Genomic DNA, 18817 nt, shown 5'->3' on the forward strand with positions numbered 1-18817 from the left:
CCCGCGAGGAAACCGGACATGCCCGACATTTCCCTTTCGATCCCCCGCCGCCGGCTCCCGCGCCTGCGCCCGCTGGCCGCGGCAATGCTCGGCGCGGTGCTGCTGCACGGCCAGGCGTGGGCGGCGCAGCCGGTGGAGAAACCGCAGCCGGTCCCGGCGCAGGCCGGCAACGAGCCGGGCCTGACCCAGGGCCTGAAGGAAACCGGCAACTACACGGTGACCACCGCGCCGGCCGAACCGCTGCACCTGGACCCGCCGAAACTGCCCGACCTCTCCGGCTATACCGCCGCCGCGGTGGAAGCCAAGATCGTGCGCAAGCCGGGTGGCCGCGCCAGCGTGCAGCGCATGGTCCAGCAGCAGCCGCTGAAGGAGTTCACCGGTGGCAGCAACCGCCTCGCCGAATGGGTCAAGCGCCAGCGCCAGATGCCCCAGGCGATCTTCATCGAAGGCGGCTACGTGAACCTCGCCCAGCTCGCCGGCAAGCTTCCCGCCAGCGCGCTGGAACAGGTCGAGCCGGGGGTGTTCGTCGCCCGCCTGCCGATCGTGGTCAGCCAGGGCGCGACCCTCGACATCGACAAGCAGGTCAAGGAACTGCGCCTGTCCCAGGAGCGCGGCGCGTTCCTGGTCAACGACGGCATGCTGTTCGTCCGCGACAGCAAGGTCACCGGCTGGAGCGAATCGAAGAAGGAGCCGGCCTGGTTCAAGACGCCCAACGAGTTCCGTCCGTTCCTGATCTCCTGGGGCGGCGCCGAGGTGTACCTGAGCAACAGCACCTTTACGAGCTTCGGCTACAACGCCTCCAAGGCCTACGGCATCTCCATCTCGCAGTACAGCCCGGGCATGGACAAGCAGATGAAGCGCCCGCGCCCCAAGGGCTGGGTGATCGACTCGACCATCGTCGACAGCTGGTACGGCTTCTACTGCTACGAGGCCGACGACCTGGTGGTGAAGGGCAACACCTACCGCGACAACATCGTCTACGGCATCGACCCGCACGACCGTTCGCACCGCCTGATCATCGCCGACAACACCGTCCACGGGACCAGGAAGAAGCACGGCATCATCGTCTCGCGGGAAGTCAACGACAGCTTCATCTTCAACAACCGCAGCTACGAGAACAAGCTTTCCGGGATCGTCCTCGACCGTAACAGCGAGGGCAACCTGGTGGCCTACAACGAGGTCTATCGCAACCATTCCGACGGCATCACCCTCTACGAGAGCGGCGACAACCTGCTCTGGGGCAACCAGGTCCTGGCCAACCGCCGCCACGGCATCCGCGTGCGCAACAGCGTGAACATCCGCCTCTACGAGAACCTCGCCGCGGGCAACCAGCTGATCGGCGTGTACGGCCACATCAAGGACCTCACCAACACCGACCGCAACATCGCCCTCGACCCATTCGACACCAAGGTCTCGCTGATCGTGGTCGGCGGCAAGCTCGCCGGCAACGGCTCCGGCCCGCTCTCGGTGGATTCGCCGCTGAGCCTCGAACTGTACCGGGTGGCGATGCTTGCCCCGACCAAATCCTCCGGCATCAGCCTGCCCGGTGTTCTCGGCGAGAAGCAGGACCAGATCCTCGACCTGCTGGTGCGCCAGGACAAGGCGGTGCTGATCGACCCCGTGGAAAGCCAGGCCGAACTCCAGGACTGAGGACCCAGACGTATGAAAACCCGCACTTCCCGACTGTTCCGCCTGAGCGCCCTGGCCGCCGGCCTCTGCCTGGCCCAGGCAACCCTGGCCGCCGACCCCGGCGCGGCGCCGAGCTACCAGGCGCTGCCGGCCGGCAACCTGTGCCCGGCCGCCGCCGACGACTCGCGCTACGACACCAAGTACCTGGGCTTCTTCACCCACCTGGTGCAGGCCCAGGACGACTGGCTGTTCCGCACCACCTACGACCTGCGTACCGACTTCGGCACCAGCGCCGAAGGCTGGCGCGAACTCCGCGCACTGCGCGACGAACTCAAGCGCAAGGGCATCGAGCTGGTGGTGGTCTACCAGCCGACCCGCGGCCTGGTGAACCGCGAGAAGCTCAGCCCGGCGGAAAAGGCCGGCTTCGACTACGAGCTGGCGAAGAAGAACTACCTGGCGACCATCGCCCGCTTCCGCCAGGCCGGCATCTGGACCCCGGACTTCTCGCCGCTGTTCGACGAGAAGGAGGAGCACGCCTACTACTTCAAGGGCGACCACCACTGGACTCCCCATGGCGCCCGGCGCAGCGCGAAGATCGTGGCCGAGACGCTGAAGCAGGTGCCCGGCTTCGAGGAGATCCCCAAGAAGCAGTTCGAAAGCAAGCGCGTCGGCCTGCTGTCCAAGCTCGGCACCTTCCACAAGGCCGCCGCGCAGCTCTGCGGCAACAGCTACGCCACCCAGTACGTCGACCGTTTCGAGACCGAGCCGGTGGGCGCCAGCGACAGCGGCGACCTGTTCGGCGACGGCGGCAACCCGCAGATCGCCCTGGTCGGCACCTCCAACAGCGGCCCGGCCTACAACTTCGCCGGCTTCCTGGAGGAGTTCAGCGGCGCCGACATCCTCAACAACGCGGTGTCCGGCGGCGGCTTCGACAGTTCGCTGCTGGCGTACATGACCAGCGAGGAATTCCACAAGAACCCGCCGAAGATCCTCATCTGGGAATTCGCCACCCACTACGACATGGCGCAGAAGAGCTTCTACCGCCAGGCCATGCCGCTGGTGGACAACGGCTGCTCCGGCCGGAAGACCGTGCTCAGCCGCAAGGTCAAGCTGCGCCAGGGCCGCAACGAGGTGCTGCTGAACAGTGCCGCGCTACCGATCCGCAGCGGCAGCTACGTCGCCGACGTGACCTACAGCGACCCTTCGGTACACGAGTTGAAGAACACCATCTGGTACATGAACGGCCGCCGCGAGCAGTTGAAGATCGAGCAGTCGAAAGCCGTCGATACCGGCGGCCGCTACGTCTTCCAACTGCGCAACGACAGCGACTGGGCCGACCAGCAGTTCCTTTCCCTGGAAATCGAAGCGCCGGAGGACATGCCCCAGGGCCTGGAGGTCCAGGCCAGCATCTGCCAGGCGGCGCCTGCCAAGGCCAGCCAATCGGTGGCCGGGAGGTAAACGATGAAAACGTCCCACCTGATCCGTATCGCCCTGCCCGGCGCTCTCGTCGCGGCATTGCTCGCCAGCCAGGTCAGCCAGGCCGCCGACCTGGTACCCCCGCCCGGCTACTACGCGGCGGTCGGCGAGCGCAAGGGCAGCGCCGGCAGTTGCCCCGCGGTGCCGCCGCCGTATACCGGCAGCCTGGTCTTCACCAGCAAGTACGAAGGCTCCGATTCGGCGCGGGCGACCCTCAACGTCAAGGCGGAGAAGACCTTCCGCTCGCAGATCAAGGACATCACCGACATGGAGCGCGGCGCCACCAAGCTGGTCACCCAGTACATGCGCAGCGGCCGCGACGGCGACCTGGCCTGCGCATTGAACTGGATGAGCGCCTGGGCCCGCGCCGGCGCCCTGCAGAGCGACGACTTCAACCACACCGGCAAGTCCATGCGCAAATGGGCGCTGGGCAGCCTCTCCGGCGCCTACATGCGCCTGAAGTTCTCCAGCTCGCGGCCGCTCGCGGCCCACGCCGAGCAGAGCCGGGAAATCGAGGACTGGTTCGCCCGGCTCGGCACCCAGGTAGTCCGCGACTGGAGCGGCCTGCCGCTGAAGAAGATCAACAACCATTCCTACTGGGCGGCCTGGTCGGTGATGTCCACCGCGGTGGTGACCAACCGCCGCGACCTCTTCGACTGGGCAGTGAGCGAGTTCAAGGTCGCCGCCAACCAGGTCGACGAGCAGGGCTTCCTGCCCAACGAACTCAAGCGCCGCCAGCGCGCCCTCGCCTACCACAACTATGCGCTGCCGCCGCTGGCGATGATCGCCGCGTTCGCCCAGGTCAACGGCGTCGACCTGCGCCAGGAGAACCACGGCGCCCTGCAGCGCCTGGCCGAGCGGGTGATGAAGGGGGTCGACGACGAGGAAACCTTCGAGGAGAAGACCGGCGAGGACCAGGACATGACCGACCTCAAGGTCGACAACAAGTACGCCTGGCTGGAGCCCTACTGCGCCCTCTACCGCTGCGAACCGAAGATGCTCGAGGCGAAGAAGGACCGCGAGCCGTTCAACAGCTTTCGCCTCGGCGGCGAAGTGACGCGGGTGTTCAGCCGCGAAGGGGGAAGTTGAGGGCGTGGCGGGAAGCGGGCGCACAGGCCGGAGGCCACGCGCCCCTCTACCCCGCTCGCCGAGCAGGCGTCCCACCAGGCGCCACACCCCGACCCATGCGCGACAGACGCGGGCGGGCACAACACCTTAGGCAACACCACGGGGAGGAAAACGGCGGGTCGTCCCGCCTTTCCTCGAGCGCTCCAGGGCGCGGAAAGGCAGGGCCGACCTGAATGGTTGACGCTCTAGAGAGAGAGACGGCATGGTCTTTTCTTCAAACGTGTTCCTGTTCCTGTTCCTGCCGGTCTTTCTCGGCCTGTACTACCTGAGCGGCGAACGTTACCGGAACCTGCTGCTGCTGATCGCCAGCTACGTGTTCTACGCCTGGTGGCGGGTGGACTTCCTCCTGCTGTTCGCCGGGGTCACCGTCTTCAACTACTGGATCGGCCTGCGCATCGGCGCCGCCGGCGTACGCACCAGGGCCGCGCAACGCTGGCTGATCCTCGGCGTGGTGGTCGACCTCTGCGTGCTCGGCTACTTCAAGTACGCCAACTTCGGCGTCGACAGCCTCAACGAGATCATCACCTCGTTCGGCATGCAGCCGTTCGTGCTGACCCACATCCTGCTGCCGATCGGCATCTCCTTCTACACCTTCGAGTCGATCAGCTACATCATCGACGTCTACCGCGGCGATACCCCGGCGACCCACAACCTGATCGACTTCGCCGCCTTCGTCGCGATCTTCCCGCACCTGATCGCCGGCCCGGTGCTGCGCTTCAAGGACCTGGTCGACCAGTTCAACCACCGCACCCACACCGTCGACAAGTTCGCCGAAGGCTGCACCCGCTTCATGCAGGGCTTCGTCAAGAAGGTGTTCATCGCCGACACCCTGGCCGCCCTCGCCGACCACTGCTTCGCCCTGCAGAACCCGACCACCGGCGACGCCTGGCTCGGCGCCCTGGCCTACACCGCGCAGCTCTACTTCGACTTCTCCGGCTACAGCGACATGGCCATCGGCCTCGGCCTGATGATGGGCTTCCGCTTCATGGAGAACTTCAACCAGCCCTACATCAGCCAGTCGATCACCGAGTTCTGGCGGCGCTGGCACATCAGCCTGTCGACCTGGCTGCGCGACTACCTCTACATCAGCCTGGGCGGCAACCGCGGCAGCACCTTCCAGACCTACCGCAACCTGTTCCTGACCATGCTCCTCGGCGGCCTGTGGCACGGCGCCAACTTCACCTACATCGTCTGGGGCGCCTGGCACGGCATGTGGCTGGCGATCGAGCGGGCCCTCGGGGTGAACGCCGCGCCGCGCGTGCTCAACCCGTTGAAGTGGGCGTTCACCTTCCTCCTGGTGGTGATCGGCTGGGTGATCTTCCGCGCCGAGAACCTGCAGGTCGCCTGGCGCATGTACGAAGCCATGTTCAGCTTCGGCACCTGGCAGCTCTCCGAACTGAACCGCGCCAGCCTCACCGGCCTGCAGGTCGGCACCCTGGTCCTGGCCTACCTGGTGCTGGCGTTCTTCGGCCTGCGCCAGTTCTACAACCAGCCATTGCAGACCAAGGCGCCCAAGGCCGCGGCGAACAGCGACGAAGTGGCCGCCGACGGCCCGGCCAGTGCCCAGCCGCGCGCCCCGCGCGAGGCCGCCGGCGACCCGGCGGCGATCGCCTACTCGCCGAGCGGCGGGCTGGTCTACCAGCCGAGCTGGCTCAGCCAGTTGCCCGTCCTGGCCACCCGCCTGGCGCTGCTCCTGCTGTTCGCCGCCTCGGTGCTGAAGCTCTCCGCGCAGAGCTACTCGCCATTCCTCTACTTCCAGTTCTGAGCGAGGCCCACGCCATGACACAGAGCATTTCCCGCCCCCTGCAATACGCCTATATCGCCGCCTTCGGCGGGCTGCTGCTGGGGCTCGCCGGATGGTCGCTGAAGAGCGTGCCGGGCTTCTCCGCCGCGGCCGATACGCCGCTGCTCAACGGCAAGCTGGCGCACGCCTTCGAAGCCCACTACGACAAGGAATTCCCGATCAAGCGCCTGGGCACCAACCTCTGGGCCGCGCTCGACTACACGCTGTTCCACGAGGGCCGCCCCGGCGTGGTGATCGGCAAGGACGGCTGGCTGTTCACCGACGAAGAGTTCAAGCCGGCGCCGAGCGGCCAGCAACTGGAAGACAACTGGGCACTGGTGCGCGGCGTGCAGCGGGAGCTGAACCTGCGTGGCGTCAAGCTGGTGCTCGCGGTGATCCCGGCCAAGGCCCGCCTGTATCCCGAGCACATCGGCCGCGAGCAGCCGGCCGCGCTGCACGACAGCCTCTACCAGGACTTCCTGGCCCGCGCCCGCGCCGCCGGCATCGACAGTCCCGACCTGCTCGGCAGCCTGCGCCAGGCCAAGGACAACGGCGCGGTGTTCCTGCGCACCGACACCCACTGGTCGCCGCTCGGCGCGGAAACCGTGGCCCAGCGCCTCGGCGCGGAGATCCGCGAGACGCACCTGCTGGATGTGCCGGCGCAGAACTTCGTCACCCGCGTCGGCGAAGAACGCACGCACAAGGGCGACCTGCTCAGCTTCCTGCCGCTCGACCCGCTGTTCGACGAACTGCTGCCGCGTCCGGAGCAGTTGCAGCAACGCACCACCGAAGCCGCGCCGGCACTGCCGGGCGGCCAGCAGTCCGGCGCGGGCGACGACCTCTTCGGCGATAGCCGGCAACCGCGCCTGGCGCTGGTCGGCACCAGCTACAGCGCCAACCCCAGGTGGAACTTCGAGGGCGCGCTGAAACAGGCGCTGTCCGCCGACCTGATCAATTACGCGAAGGAAGGCAAGGGCCCCCTCGAACCGATGCTGGAACTGCTGCAGGACGAAGGCTTCCGCAAGGACCCGCCGCAACTGCTGGTCTGGGAGTTTCCCGAGCGCTACCTGCCGATGGCCAGCGACCTCAGCCAGTTCGACGCCGACTGGGTCGCCCAGCTGAAGGCCAGCGGCGGCCGCGACGAGCGCCTGGCCGCCAGCCGCAACGATTGAACGAACACAGCCAAGGCTGTTTACCCACGGGGCCGAACGCCCCGCTGAAGAAGAAGCAACGGAGGAATACCCATGAACCCGATGACCCGCCGCCACACCTGGACCCGCCTGGCCTGCGCCCTTTCCCTCGGCGTCGCCGCATTCGCCGCGCAGGCCGACGAGGGCGCCCTGTACGGGCCCCAGGCACCCAAGGGCTCGGCCTTCGTCCGCGCCTACAACGCCGGCAACAGCGAACTCGACGTGTCGGTCGGCAGCACCAGCCTGAACGACGTCGCGCCGCTCGGTTCCAGCGACTTCAAGTTCCTCCCCCCCGGCAGCTACACCGCCCAGGTCGGCCAGCAGAGCCTGCCGGTCAAGCTCGATCCGGACAGCTACTACACCCTGGTCAGCCAGCCCGGCGGCAAGCCGCAGCTGGTGGCCGAGCCGCCGTTCAAGAACAAGCAGAAGGCGCTGGTGCGGGTGCAGAACCTCAGCGGCTCGAAGCTGACCCTGAAGACCGCCGACGGCAAGACCGACGTGGTCAAGGACGTCGGCCCGCAAAGCCACGGCGACCGCGAGATCAACCCGGTGAAGGTGAACCTGGCGCTGTTCGACGGCAGCAAGAAGGTCAGCGACCTGAAGCCGGTCACCCTGGCCCGCGGCGAGGTGGTCTGCCTGTACGTCACCGGCAGCGGCGGCAAGCTCGCGCCGGTCTGGGTCAAGCGCCCGGTGAAGGCGGATTGAGACCGACCGGGAGGGGCGCGCCCCTCCCGGCATTCCACACAACAAGACCGGCCCGACACCGGCGCACCAACCGTCAGCGCTCCCGCAGAAGGAGCGCACTGGAGAGGTCACCCGGGGCTCCGTGGAGCCCGGTAACGAGATATCCCGCCGCGCGGCGGGATCCCTAGACAGACGCATCGCTTCAAGGAGAAACAACATGATCCCAGTAATCCTTTCCGGTGGCAGCGGCTCGCGACTCTGGCCTCTTTCCCGCAAGCAGTACCCCAAGCAGTTCCTCGCCCTGACCGGCGACGACACCCTGTTCCAGCAGACCATCAAGCGCCTGGCCTTCGACGGCATGCAGGCACCGCTGCTGGTGTGCAACAAGGAGCACCGCTTCATCGTCCAGGAACAGCTGGAGGCACAGCACCTGGCGAGCCAGGCGATCCTGCTCGAACCCTTCGGCCGCAACACGGCGCCGGCGGTGGCCATCGCCGCGATGAAACTGGTCGCCGAAGGCCGCGACGAACTGCTGCTGATCCTTCCCGCCGACCACGTGATCGAGGACCAGCGCGCCTTCCAGCAGGCCCTGGCGCTGGCCACCAACGCCGCCGAAAAGGGCGAGATGGTGCTCTTCGGCATTCCCGCCAGCCGCCCCGAGACCGGCTACGGCTACATCCGCGCGAGCGCCGATGCGCAACTGCCGGAAGGCGTCAGCCGGGTGCAGAGCTTCGTCGAGAAGCCCGACGAAGCCCGCGCCCGCGAGTTCGTCGCCGCCGGCGGCTACTACTGGAACAGCGGCATGTTCCTGTTCCGCGCCAGCCGCTACCTGGAAGAACTGAAGAAGCACGACGCCGACATCTACGACACCTGCCTGCTGGCCCTGGAGCGCAGCCAGCACGACGGCGACCTGGTGAACATCGACGCCGCCACCTTCGAATGCTGCCCGGACAACTCCATCGACTACGCGGTGATGGAGAAGACCTCACGCGCCTGCGTGGTGCCGCTGTCCGCCGGCTGGAACGATGTCGGCAGCTGGTCGTCGATCTGGGACGTGCACGCCAAGGACGCCAACGGCAACGTCACCAAGGGCGACGTGCTGGTCCACGACAGCCACAACTGCCTGGTGCACGGCAACGGCAAGCTGGTCTCGGTGATCGGCCTGGAGGACATCGTGGTGGTGGAAACCAAGGACGCCATGATGATCGCCCACAAGGACCGGGTGCAGGACGTCAAGCACGTGGTCAAGGACCTCGACGCCCAGGGCCGTAGCGAGACCCAGAACCACTGCGAGGTCTACCGCCCGTGGGGCTCCTACGACTCGGTGGACATGGGCGGCCGCTTCCAGGTCAAGCACATCACCGTGAAGCCCGGCGCGCGCCTCTCGCTGCAGATGCACCACCACCGCGCCGAGCACTGGATCGTGGTTTCCGGGACCGCCCAGGTGACCTGCGACGACAAGACCTTCCTGCTCACCGAGAACCAGTCGACCTACATCCCGATCGCCTCCGTGCACCGCCTGGCCAACCCCGGCAAGATCCCGCTGGAGATCATCGAGGTGCAGTCCGGCAGCTACCTCGGCGAGGACGACATCGAGCGCCTGGAAGACGTCTACGGGCGCACCGCCGAACCGGCCCTGCAAGTGGTCGCCGGCAGCCGCTGAAGCGTCGACCCGGCCCCCTGGCGGAGCGATCCGCCAGGGGGTTCTGTTTTTCTACGGAATGACTTCCCCTGGCTCTCCTCCCTGTTTCCATGAAGTTTTTCGGAATACTCGTGGGGAACGGCCATCAATTATTAATAAACCCTTAAAGAACAGGCTCAGAGTTATTAATTAAAGCCATTCCGAAAACATACCAAACCCATTACTGGAAACCCAGAACCCCATGAAATCAAGGCTTTCGGCTTGACCCACCAATTTCCTCGAATTCGTTCAGCATTCATTCAGCCGTTGTTAAGCGAGTCTTAACAAACGTTCAGGCAGCATTCAGCGACATATAAATAACCTCTTCGTACCGCCCTCCCAGTACCGAGGCTTCATTACATGTCACTGGACTTTCTGCCATTCTCCCGGCCAAGCATCGGCGAGGACGAAATCGCCGCCGTGGAGCAGGTCCTGCGTTCCGGCTGGATCACCACCGGGCCGAAGAACCAGGAGCTCGAACAGCGCTTCGCCGAACGCCTCGGCTGCCGCCACGCGGTGGCGCTATCCTCGGCCACCGGCGCCCTGCACGTCACCCTGCTGGCACTGGGCATCGGCCCCGGCGACGAAGTGATCACGCCGTCGCTGACCTGGGTCTCCACCGCCAACGTCATCACCCTGCTCGGCGCCACCCCGGTGTTCGTCGACGTCGACCGCGACACCCTGATGTGTTCGGCGCAGGCGGTGGAAGCCGCCATCGGCCCGCGCACCCGCGCCATCGTGCCGGTTCACTACGCCGGCTCCACCCTGGATCTCGAAGGCCTGCGCACGGTCGCCGGGCGCCACGGCATCGCCCTGGTCGAGGACGCCGCCCACGCGGTCGGCAGCGAATACCGCGGGCGCCCGGTAGGCTCCCGCGGCACGGCGATCTTTTCCTTCCACGCGATCAAGAACCTGACCTGCGCCGAAGGCGCGATGTTCGTCAGCGACGACAGCGCCCTCGCCGAACGGGTCCGCCGCCTCAAGTTCCACGGCCTCGGGGTCGATGCCTACGACCGCCTGAGCCATGGACGCAAGCCGCAGGCGGAAGTGATCGAGCCCGGTTTCAAATACAACCTGGCCGACCTCAACGCCGCCCTCGCGCTGGTCCAGCTCAAGCGCCTGGACGCGCTCAACGCGCGCCGCCAGGCCCTCGCCGAACGCTACCTGGAGCGCCTCGCCGGCCTGCCGCTGGCGCCGCTCGGCCTGCCCGCGCACAAGCAGCGCCACGCCTGGCACCTGTTCATCCTGCGCATCGACGCCGAGGCCTGCGGCCTGGGCCGCGACGCCTTCATGGAAGCCCTGAAGGCGCGCGGCATCGGTAGCGGCATCCATTTCATCGCCAGTCACCTGCACCACTACTACCGCCAGCGCCAGCCGCGCCTGAGCCTGCCCAACAGCGAGTGGAACTCGGCCCGCCTGTGCTCCATCCCGCTGTTCCCCGACATGCGCGACGACGACATCGAGCGCGTCGCCCGCGCCATCGAGGACATCCTGGAGAAACGTCGATGAAGCCCTATCCGATCGACCTGGTCTCGGTGGTCATCCCGGTCTACAACGAGGAAGCCAGCCTGCCCGAACTGCTGCGCCGCACCGAGGCCGCCTGCCTGGGGTTGGGCCGCGCCTTCGAGATCGTGCTGGTCGACGACGGCAGCCGCGACCGCTCCGCGGAACTCTCGCAGGCCGCCGCCGAACGCGACGGCAGCGCCGTGGTAGCGGTGATCCTCAACCGCAACTACGGCCAGCACGCGGCGATCCTCGCCGGCTTCGAACAGTCCCGTGGCGACCTGGTGATCACCCTCGATGCCGACCTGCAGAACCCGCCGGAGGAAATCCCGCGCCTGGTGGAGCGCGCCGCGCAGGGCTACGACGTGGTCGGCAGCATCCGCGCCGAGCGCCAGGACTCGGCCTGGCGGCGCTGGCCTTCGCGCCTGGTGAACCTGGCGGTGCAACGCTCCACCGGGGTCGCCATGCACGACTACGGCTGCATGCTGCGCGCCTACCGGCGCAGCATCGTCGAAGCGATGCTGGCCTGCCGCGAACGCAGTACCTTCATCCCGATCCTGGCCAACGGCTTCGCCCGGCATACCTGCGAGATCCGCGTCGCCCACGCCGAGCGTGCCCACGGCGAATCGAAATACAGCGCGATGCGCCTGCTCAACCTGATGTTCGACCTGGTCACCTGCATGACCACCACGCCGCTGCGCCTGCTCAGCCTGGTCGGCGGCGGCATGGCCCTGGCCGGCTTCCTCTTCGCCCTGTTCCTCCTCGTGCTGCGCCTGGCCTTCGGCGCCGCCTGGGCCGGCAACGGCCTGTTCGTGCTGTTCGCCGTGCTGTTCATGTTCAGCGGCGTGCAGTTGCTCGGCATGGGCCTGCTCGGCGAGTACCTCGGGCGCATGTACAGCGACGTGCGCGCGCGGCCGCGCTTCTTCGTCGAGCGCGTGGTCCGCGCCGCGCCTTCCGCGCTTCCCTCGGCCCTGCAACGGGCCGGTTTCACCTCTTCATCCAGCGAGCCTTCCACGCCATGACCTCGAAAGCCGTCGTCTTCGCCTACCACGACATCGGTTGCACCGGTATCGAAGCCCTGCTCAATGCCGGCTACGAGATCGCCGCCGTCTTCACCCATGCCGACGACCCACGGGAAAACATCTTCTACGCCTCGGTCGCACGCCTCTGCGCCGAGCGCGGCATTCCGCTGCACGCGCCCGAGGACGTGAACCATCCGCTGTGGCTGGAGCGTATCCGCCAACTGCGCCCGGACTTCCTGTTCTCCTTCTACTACCGCCGCCTGCTCGGCGCCGAGCTGCTCGCCTGCGCCGCACGCGGCGCCTACAACCTGCACGGTTCGCTGCTGCCGCGCTACCGCGGACGCGCCCCGGCGAACTGGGTACTGGTCAACGGCGAAACGCAGACCGGGGTGACCCTGCACCGCATGGTCGAGCGCGCCGACGCCGGGCCGATCCTCGCCCAGCAGGCCGTCGCCATCGACCCCGAGGACACCGCCCTGAGCCTGCACGGCAAGCTGCGCAAGGCCGCCGGCGCCCTGCTGCGCGACAGCCTGCCGCTGCTCGCCCTCGGCGTGCTGCCGGAAGTCGAGCAGGACGAGAGCCAGGCCAGCCACTTCGGCCGGCGCACCCCGGCGGACGGCCTGCTCGACTGGCACAGGCCGGCACGGCAGTTGTACGACCTGGTGCGCGCGGTGACCCAGCCCTATCCCGGCGCCTTCTGCCAGGTCGGCGAACAGAAGCTGATCGTCTGGAGCGCCGAGGTGGTCGCCGGCAACCACGGTCGCGAGCCGGGCAGCGTACTGTCCTGCGACCCGCTGCGGATCGCCTGCGGCGAGGACTCGCTGGTGCTGCGCTTCGGCCAGCGCGGCGAGCGCGGCCTGTACCTGGCCGGCACGCAACTGGCCACCGAGCTGGGCCTGGTCGAGGGCGCGCGCCTGCGTGGCGCGGCGTGCGGTCCGCAGCGCCGCACGCGGGTGCTGATCCTCGGGGTCAACGGTTTCATCGGCAACCACCTGTCCGAACGCCTGCTGCGCGACGGTCGCTACGAGGTCCACGGCATGGACATCGGCTCCGACGCCATCGAACGGCTCAAGGCCGACCCGCATTTCCACTTCGTCGAAGGCGACATCGGCATCCATTCGGAGTGGCTCGAATACCATGTGAAGAAATGCGACGTAGTCCTCCCGCTGGTGGCCATCGCCACGCCCATCGAGTACACGCGCAACCCGCTGCGGGTGTTCGAACTGGACTTCGAGGAAAACCTGCGGATCGTCCGCTACTGCGTGAAATACGGCAAACGCGTGGTGTTCCCTTCCACCTCCGAGGTCTACGGCATGTGCCAGGACCCGGACTTCGACGAAGACCGCTCGAACCTGGTGGTCGGGCCGATCAACAAGCAGCGCTGGATCTACTCGGTGTCCAAGCAGTTGCTCGACCGGGTGATCTGGGCCTACGGCCAGCAGGGCCTGCGCTTCACCCTGTTCCGTCCGTTCAACTGGATGGGCCCGCGCCTGGACCGCCTGGATTCGGCACGGATCGGCAGCTCGCGGGCGATCACCCAGCTCATCCTGCACCTGGTCGAAGGCACGCCGATCCGCCTGGTCGACGGCGGCGCGCAGAAACGCTGCTTCACCGACGTCGACGACGGCATCGAGGCCCTCGCGCGGATCATCGACAACCGCGACGGCCGCTGCGACGGGCAGATCGTCAACATCGGCAACCCGGACAACGAGGCGAGCATCCGCCAGCTCGGCGAGGAACTGCTGCGCCAGTTCGAGGCCCACCCGTTGCGCGCGCAGTTCCCGCCCTTCGCCGGCTTCCGCGAGGTGGAGAGCCGCAGCTTCTACGGCGACGGCTACCAGGACGTGGCCCACCGCAAGCCGAGCATCGACAACGCCCGGCGCCTGCTCGACTGGCAGCCCGCCATCGAACTGCGCGAGACCATCGGCAAGACCCTCGACTTCTTCCTCCACGAAGCGCTCCGCGAGCGCGAGGCACAGGCGTGATCCAGGCCGGCCTGCGCATCGACGTCGACACCTTCCGCGGTACCCGCGACGGGGTGCCGCGGCTGCTCGACCTGCTCGACGAAGCCGGGCTGAAGGCGACCTTCTTCTTCAGCGTCGGCCCGGACAACATGGGCCGCCACCTCTGGCGCCTGGCGCGCCCGGCGTTCCTCTGGAAGATGCTCCGCTCGCGCGCCGCCAGCCTGTATGGCTGGGACATCCTGCTGGCCGGAACCGCCTGGCCGGGCAAGCCGATCGGCCGCGAACTCGGCCCGCTGATGCGGCGGACCCAGGCCGCCGGCCACGAGGTCGGCCTGCACGCCTGGGACCACCATGCCTGGCAGACCCACGCCGGCGTCTGGAGCGCGCAGCAGCTCGGCGAGCAGATCCGCCGCGGCAGCGATTGCCTGGCGGACATCCTCGGCCAGCCGGTGCGCTGTTCCGCCGCCGCCGGCTGGCGCGCCGACGGCCGGGTGGTCGAGGCCAAGCAGCCCTTCGGTTTCCGCTACAACAGCGACTGCCGCGGACGCGGCGCGTTTCGCCCGCGCCTGGCCGACGGCAGCCCCGGCATCCCGCAGGTGCCGGTGAACCTGCCGACCTTCGACGAGGTGATCGGTCCCGGCCTGCCGCGCGAGGCCTACAACGACTTCATCCTGGAACGCTTCGCCGCTGGCCGCGACAACGTCTACACCATCCACGCCGAGGTCGAGGGGCTGCTCCTCGCCCCGGCATTCCGCGAACTGCTGCGGCGCGCCGAACGGCGCGGCATCCGCTTCCGCCCGTTGGGCGAACTGCTGCCGGACGATCCGCGCAGCCTGCCGCTGGCCGAACTGGTACGCGGCCGCCTGGCCGGCCGCGAGGGCTGGCTGGGAGTGCGCCAGCCATGAGCCGCCGCCAGACCTGGTCGCTGCTGCTGATCGCCTTCGCCCTGTTCTACCTGGTTCCACTGAGCAACCATGGCCTGTGGATTCCCGACGAGACCCGCTACGCGCAGATCAGCCAGGCGATGCTGCTGGGCGGCGACTGGGTGTCGCCGCACTTCCTCGGCCTGCGCTACTTCGAGAAGCCGGTCGCCGGCTACTGGATGATCGCCCTCGGTCAGGCGGTCTTCGGCGAAAACCTGTTCGGCGTGCGCATCGCCTCGGTCGCCGCCACCGCCCTCAGCGTCCTGCTCGCCTACCTGCTGGCCCGCCGCCTGTGGCGCGACCCGCGCACCAGCCTGGCGTGCGCGCTGCTCTACGCCAGCTTCGGGCTGATCGCCGGGCAGTCCGGCTATGCCAACCTCGACCCTCAATTCACCTTCTGGGTCAACCTGAGCCTGGTGGCACTGTGGTACGCCCTCGACGCGGGGAGCCGCCGCGCGCGCCTGTTCGGCTGGTCCCTGCTCGGCCTCGCCTGCGGCATGGGCTTCCTGACCAAGGGCTTCCTCGCCTGGCTGCTGCCGGTGCTGGTCGCCCTGCCCTACATGCTCTGGCAGCGCCGCTGGCGCGAGCTGCTTGGCTACGGCGCGCTGGCGGTGCTGGCGGCGCTGCTCGTCTGCCTGCCCTGGGCGCTCGCCGTGCATGCGCGGGAAGCGGACTACTGGCGGTTCTTCTTCTGGCACGAACACATCCGCCGCTTCGCCGGCGAAGACGCCCAGCACTCTCGCCCGTGGTGGTTCTACCTGCCGTTGCTGGCGGTCGCCTGCCTGCCCTGGAGCGGCCTGCTGCCGAGTGCGCTGCGCCAGGCCTGGCACGAGCGGCGCCAGGCGCCGGTGGTCTTCCTGGCGCTATGGCTGCTGTTGCCGCTGGCGTTCTTCAGCCTGAGCAGGGGCAAGCTGCCGACCTACATCATGCCCTGCCTGCTGCCGCTGGCACTGCTCATGGGCCACGCCCTGGTGCAGCGGCTGCGCCTGGGGAACAGCGTCGCGCTGCGCGGCAACGGGCTGCTCAACCTGGGCCTGGCGCTCCTCGCGCTGGCGGCCCTGGCCTACCTGCAACTGCGCAAGCCGGTGTACCAGGAAGAACCCTTCGAGCTGTTCCTGGTCCTGCTGGTGATCGGCGCCTGGGCCGCCGCCGGCCTCGCCCAGTGGCGCTACCCGCTACGCGCCTGGGCCGCGCCGCTGCTGGCGAGCTGGGTGCTGATCGCGCTGCTGCCGGCGGCGATGCCCAACCATGTGGTGCAGAACAAGACCCCCGACCTGTTCGTCGCCGAACACCTCGATGAACTGACCGGCGCCCGCCATCTGCTGAGCAACGACCTCGGCGCCGCCTCGGCCCTCGCCTGGCGCCTGCGCCGCAGCGACGTGACGCTCTACGACACGCGCGGCGAGCTGAAGTACGGCCTCTCCTACCCCGAGCACAGCCAGCGCAGCGTGCCCTTGGCAGACATCCGCCAGTGGCTCTGGCGGGCACGCCAGGACGGCTCGGTTGCCGTGCTGCTGCGGATCAACAGCGCCAGCGACCGCTACCAGCTGGCGCTGTTGCCGGGCGACGGCGAACGCTACCGGAACGGCAACCTGGTCCTGGCGATCCTGCCGCAGGTGCGCCCATGAGCGCCGCGCTGCTGCTCGCCACCCTGCTCATGACCGGCCTCGGCCAGGTTGCGCAGAAGCTCACCGTGGAGCACTGGCGCCTGGTCGCCGCCGACGGCTGGACGGCGCGCCTGCGCAGTCCGTGGCCGTGGCTGGCGCTGCTCGCCCTCGGGCTCGGCCTGCTCTGCTGGCTGCTGCTCCTGCAACGGGTGGAAGTCGGCAGCGCCTATCCGATGCTGGCGCTGAACTTCGTCCTGGTCACCCTGGCGGCACGCTTCGTCTTCGATGAGCCGGTGGATCGCCGCCACCTCGCCGGCCTGTTGCTGATCGTCGCCGGCGTGGCCCTGCTCGGGAGGAGCGCATGAACGCGCTACGCGGCTGGCTGGCGGCGCTGGGCAGCATGCTGCTGGCCAGCGCCGCCCAGCTCGGCATGCGCTGGGGCATGAGCCACCTGCCGCTACCGGAAGCCTGGGCCGGGCAAACGCCGGAGCGCGCCGCGCTGCTCGCGGTAGCCCTGGCGGTGGCAGCCTACGCCGCCTCCCTGCTGTGCTGGCTGGCCGCCCTGCGCCACCTGCCGCTGGGCCGCGCCTACAGCCTGTTGAGCGCCAGCTACGCGCTGGTCTACCTGCTGGCGGCGAGCCTGCCGGCGTTCGATGAAACCTTCAGTACCAGCAAGACCCTGGGCGTAGGCCTGGTGGTGCTCGGCGTGTTGACCGTCAACGCCCGCCGCACCGCTGCCGCGCCCGCGCATCATCCGTCGAGGAAAGCACCATGAAGATCAGCGTATTCGGCAGTGGCTATGTAGGACTGGTGCAGGCCGCCGTCCTCGCCGAAGTGGGCCACGATGTACTGTGCATGGACATCGACCGGAACAAGGTCGAACGCCTCGCGCAGGGCCTCGCCAGCATCTACGAACCCGGGCTCGACGCCTTGCTGCGCGAAGGCCTGGACAGCGGCCGCCTGCGTTTCAGCAGCGATGCGCGCCTGGCCGTGGAACACGGCCGGGTGCAGTTCATTGCGGTCGGCACCCCGCCTGGCGAGGACGGCGCGGCCGATCTCGGCGCGGTCTTCGCGGTGGCCGATGCCATCGCCGAGCACCGCCGCAAGCCCGTCATCGTGGTGGAGAAATCGACCGTCCCGGTAGGCACCGGCGACCGCCTGCGCGCGCACATCGAGCGGCGCCTGGAAGCCGACGGACGCGAGCTGGAATTCGAGATCGTCTCCAACCCGGAATTCCTCAAGGAAGGCTCCGCCGTCGCCGACTGCCGACGCCCGGACCGCATCGTGGTCGGCTGCGACAACGAAGAGGTGCGCCAGGTGATGCGCGAACTCTACGAGCCGTTCAACCGCAACCACGAACGCATGCTGTTCATGGGCCTGCGCAGCGCCGAACTGACCAAGTACGCGGCGAACGGCATGCTGGCGACCAAGATCAGCTTCATCAACCAGATCGCCGAACTGGCCGAACACCTCGGCGCCGACATCGAGGCTGTACGCCAGGGCATCGGCGCCGACCCGCGGATCGGCTACCACTTCATCTACCCCGGCTGCGGCTACGGCGGCTCCTGCTTCCCCAAGGACATGCGCGCGCTGATCCACAGCGCCGAGCAGGCGCACTGCTCCAGCGACCTGTTACAGGCAGTGGAGGCGATCAACCGGCGGCAGAAGCACAAGCTGTTCGAACGTATCCGGGTGTTCTACGACGGCGACCTGCGCGGCAAGACCTTCGCCCTCTGGGGCCTGGCCTTCAAGCCGAACACCGACGACATGCGCGACGCGCCCAGCCGCGAACTGATGGAAGCGCTCTGGCGCCACGGCGCGCAGGTGCGCGCCTACGATCCCGAAGCCATGCAGGAAACCCAGCGGCTCTATGGCCACGACGAACGCCTGAGCCTGATGGGCACCCCCGAAGCCACCCTCGGCGGCGCCGATGCGCTGGTCATCTGCACCGAGTGGCAGCAATTCAAGGCACCGGATTTCGAGCTGCTCAAGGAGCGCCTGAAGGCCCCGGTGATCTTCGACGGGCGCAACCTCTACGACCCCGAGCGCATGGCGCGCCACGGCTTCCACTACTACCCGATGGGACGCGGGCAGTCCTGCTCGTTGCCGATCAACGAGGCCGGCCTCGCACAGGAAGATGGCCTGCGCCTGTTGCGCCAGGCCTGAGGCCGCCCCAGGTCGGATCGACCGCTGGGGCGAATAACCGCTTGCGGTTATCCGCCGGTTC

The 18817-nt window shown here is 68.0% G+C and carries 15 protein-coding genes; all 15 read left to right on the top strand.

Annotated features, from left to right (window positions below):
- Positions 1-18 precede the first annotated feature (18 nt).
- The 15 genes from algG (at position 19) to HMPREF2886_RS25585 (ending at position 18756) form a co-directional block, all read left to right on the top strand.
- Positions 19-1650 (top strand): mannuronan 5-epimerase AlgG, encoded by a 1632-nt coding sequence (gene algG / locus HMPREF2886_RS25515; protein WP_042169804.1) that lies wholly within the window; start codon positions 19-21, stop codon positions 1648-1650.
- Between the two features lie 12 nt (positions 1651-1662).
- Positions 1663-3087 (top strand): alginate biosynthesis protein AlgX, encoded by a 1425-nt coding sequence (gene algX, locus HMPREF2886_RS25520; protein WP_033970121.1) that lies wholly within the window; start codon positions 1663-1665, stop codon positions 3085-3087.
- A 3-nt stretch (positions 3088-3090) separates the two neighbouring features.
- A complete protein-coding gene (gene algL / locus HMPREF2886_RS25525; protein WP_033970120.1) occupies positions 3091-4194 on the top strand; it encodes an alginate biosynthesis protein AlgL in 1104 nt (367 codons plus the stop codon).
- A gap of 241 nt (positions 4195-4435) precedes the next feature.
- Positions 4436-5998 carry an MBOAT family O-acyltransferase gene (locus HMPREF2886_RS25530; protein WP_033975599.1) on the top strand — a complete coding sequence of 521 codons (1563 nt, stop codon included), beginning with the start codon at positions 4436-4438 and terminating at the stop codon, positions 5996-5998.
- A gap of 14 nt (positions 5999-6012) precedes the next feature.
- A complete protein-coding gene (algJ, locus tag HMPREF2886_RS25535) occupies positions 6013-7188 on the top strand; it encodes an alginate O-acetyltransferase (RefSeq protein WP_033975601.1) in 1176 nt (391 codons plus the stop codon).
- 72 nt (positions 7189-7260) lie between these two features.
- Positions 7261-7911 (top strand): alginate O-acetyltransferase AlgF, encoded by a 651-nt coding sequence (algF, locus tag HMPREF2886_RS25540; protein ID WP_003092112.1) that lies wholly within the window; start codon positions 7261-7263, stop codon positions 7909-7911.
- A gap of 196 nt (positions 7912-8107) precedes the next feature.
- On the top strand, positions 8108-9553 hold the full coding sequence (locus HMPREF2886_RS25545; protein ID WP_033975602.1) for a mannose-1-phosphate guanylyltransferase/mannose-6-phosphate isomerase: 1446 nt from the start codon (positions 8108-8110) through the stop codon (positions 9551-9553).
- Between the two features lie 378 nt (positions 9554-9931).
- Positions 9932-11080: a UDP-4-amino-4-deoxy-L-arabinose aminotransferase gene (arnB, locus tag HMPREF2886_RS25550; RefSeq protein ID WP_003130049.1), complete on the top strand. Its 1149-nt coding sequence runs from the start codon at positions 9932-9934 to the stop codon at positions 11078-11080.
- A complete protein-coding gene (gene arnC, locus HMPREF2886_RS25555; protein WP_070748621.1) occupies positions 11077-12096 on the top strand; it encodes an undecaprenyl-phosphate 4-deoxy-4-formamido-L-arabinose transferase in 1020 nt (339 codons plus the stop codon). The genes arnB and arnC overlap by 4 nt, the downstream gene beginning before the upstream one ends.
- Positions 12093-14081, top strand: coding sequence for a bifunctional UDP-4-amino-4-deoxy-L-arabinose formyltransferase/UDP-glucuronic acid oxidase ArnA (gene arnA, locus HMPREF2886_RS25560; RefSeq protein ID WP_039027318.1), 1989 nt, complete (start codon positions 12093-12095; stop codon positions 14079-14081). Before arnC ends, arnA begins: the two co-directional genes overlap by 4 nt.
- Entirely contained in the window at positions 14078-14965 is an 888-nt protein-coding gene (arnD, locus tag HMPREF2886_RS25565) for a 4-deoxy-4-formamido-L-arabinose-phosphoundecaprenol deformylase (RefSeq protein WP_083318615.1), read from the top strand. Before arnA ends, arnD begins: the two co-directional genes overlap by 4 nt.
- Positions 14962-16611 carry a lipid IV(A) 4-amino-4-deoxy-L-arabinosyltransferase gene (gene arnT / locus HMPREF2886_RS25570; RefSeq protein ID WP_070748623.1) on the top strand — a complete coding sequence of 550 codons (1650 nt, stop codon included), beginning with the start codon at positions 14962-14964 and terminating at the stop codon, positions 16609-16611. Before arnD ends, arnT begins: the two co-directional genes overlap by 4 nt.
- Positions 16608-16955 (top strand): EamA family transporter, encoded by a 348-nt coding sequence (locus HMPREF2886_RS25575; protein ID WP_003112876.1) that lies wholly within the window; start codon positions 16608-16610, stop codon positions 16953-16955. The genes arnT and HMPREF2886_RS25575 overlap by 4 nt, the downstream gene beginning before the upstream one ends.
- Entirely contained in the window at positions 16952-17365 is a 414-nt protein-coding gene (gene arnF, locus HMPREF2886_RS25580; RefSeq protein WP_023091102.1) for a 4-amino-4-deoxy-L-arabinose-phosphoundecaprenol flippase subunit ArnF, read from the top strand. The genes HMPREF2886_RS25575 and arnF overlap by 4 nt, the downstream gene beginning before the upstream one ends.
- Positions 17362-18756 (top strand): UDP-glucose 6-dehydrogenase, encoded by a 1395-nt coding sequence (locus HMPREF2886_RS25585; protein WP_033970110.1) that lies wholly within the window; start codon positions 17362-17364, stop codon positions 18754-18756. The genes arnF and HMPREF2886_RS25585 overlap by 4 nt, the downstream gene beginning before the upstream one ends.
- Positions 18757-18817: the final 61 nt, after the last annotated feature.

Source organism: Pseudomonas sp. HMSC066A08 (assembly GCF_001813025.1).
Classification (GTDB): Bacteria; Pseudomonadota; Gammaproteobacteria; order Pseudomonadales; family Pseudomonadaceae; genus Pseudomonas; species Pseudomonas aeruginosa.

Coding starts and splice junctions, on each gene's coding strand:
- arnF (WP_023091102.1), top strand. CDS start 16,952: ATGAACGCGCTACGCGGCTGGCTGGCGGCGCTGGGCAGCATGCTGCTG.
- algJ (WP_033975601.1), top strand. CDS start 6,013: ATGACACAGAGCATTTCCCGCCCCCTGCAATACGCCTATATCGCCGCC.
- arnT (WP_070748623.1), top strand. CDS start 14,962: ATGAGCCGCCGCCAGACCTGGTCGCTGCTGCTGATCGCCTTCGCCCTG.
- HMPREF2886_RS25575 (WP_003112876.1), top strand. CDS start 16,608: ATGAGCGCCGCGCTGCTGCTCGCCACCCTGCTCATGACCGGCCTCGGC.
- arnC (WP_070748621.1), top strand. CDS start 11,077: ATGAAGCCCTATCCGATCGACCTGGTCTCGGTGGTCATCCCGGTCTAC.
- HMPREF2886_RS25530 (WP_033975599.1), top strand. CDS start 4,436: ATGGTCTTTTCTTCAAACGTGTTCCTGTTCCTGTTCCTGCCGGTCTTT.
- algF (WP_003092112.1), top strand. CDS start 7,261: ATGAACCCGATGACCCGCCGCCACACCTGGACCCGCCTGGCCTGCGCC.
- arnA (WP_039027318.1), top strand. CDS start 12,093: ATGACCTCGAAAGCCGTCGTCTTCGCCTACCACGACATCGGTTGCACC.
- arnB (WP_003130049.1), top strand. CDS start 9,932: ATGTCACTGGACTTTCTGCCATTCTCCCGGCCAAGCATCGGCGAGGAC.
- HMPREF2886_RS25585 (WP_033970110.1), top strand. CDS start 17,362: ATGAAGATCAGCGTATTCGGCAGTGGCTATGTAGGACTGGTGCAGGCC.
- algL (WP_033970120.1), top strand. CDS start 3,091: ATGAAAACGTCCCACCTGATCCGTATCGCCCTGCCCGGCGCTCTCGTC.
- algG (WP_042169804.1), top strand. CDS start 19: ATGCCCGACATTTCCCTTTCGATCCCCCGCCGCCGGCTCCCGCGCCTG.
- algX (WP_033970121.1), top strand. CDS start 1,663: ATGAAAACCCGCACTTCCCGACTGTTCCGCCTGAGCGCCCTGGCCGCC.
- HMPREF2886_RS25545 (WP_033975602.1), top strand. CDS start 8,108: ATGATCCCAGTAATCCTTTCCGGTGGCAGCGGCTCGCGACTCTGGCCT.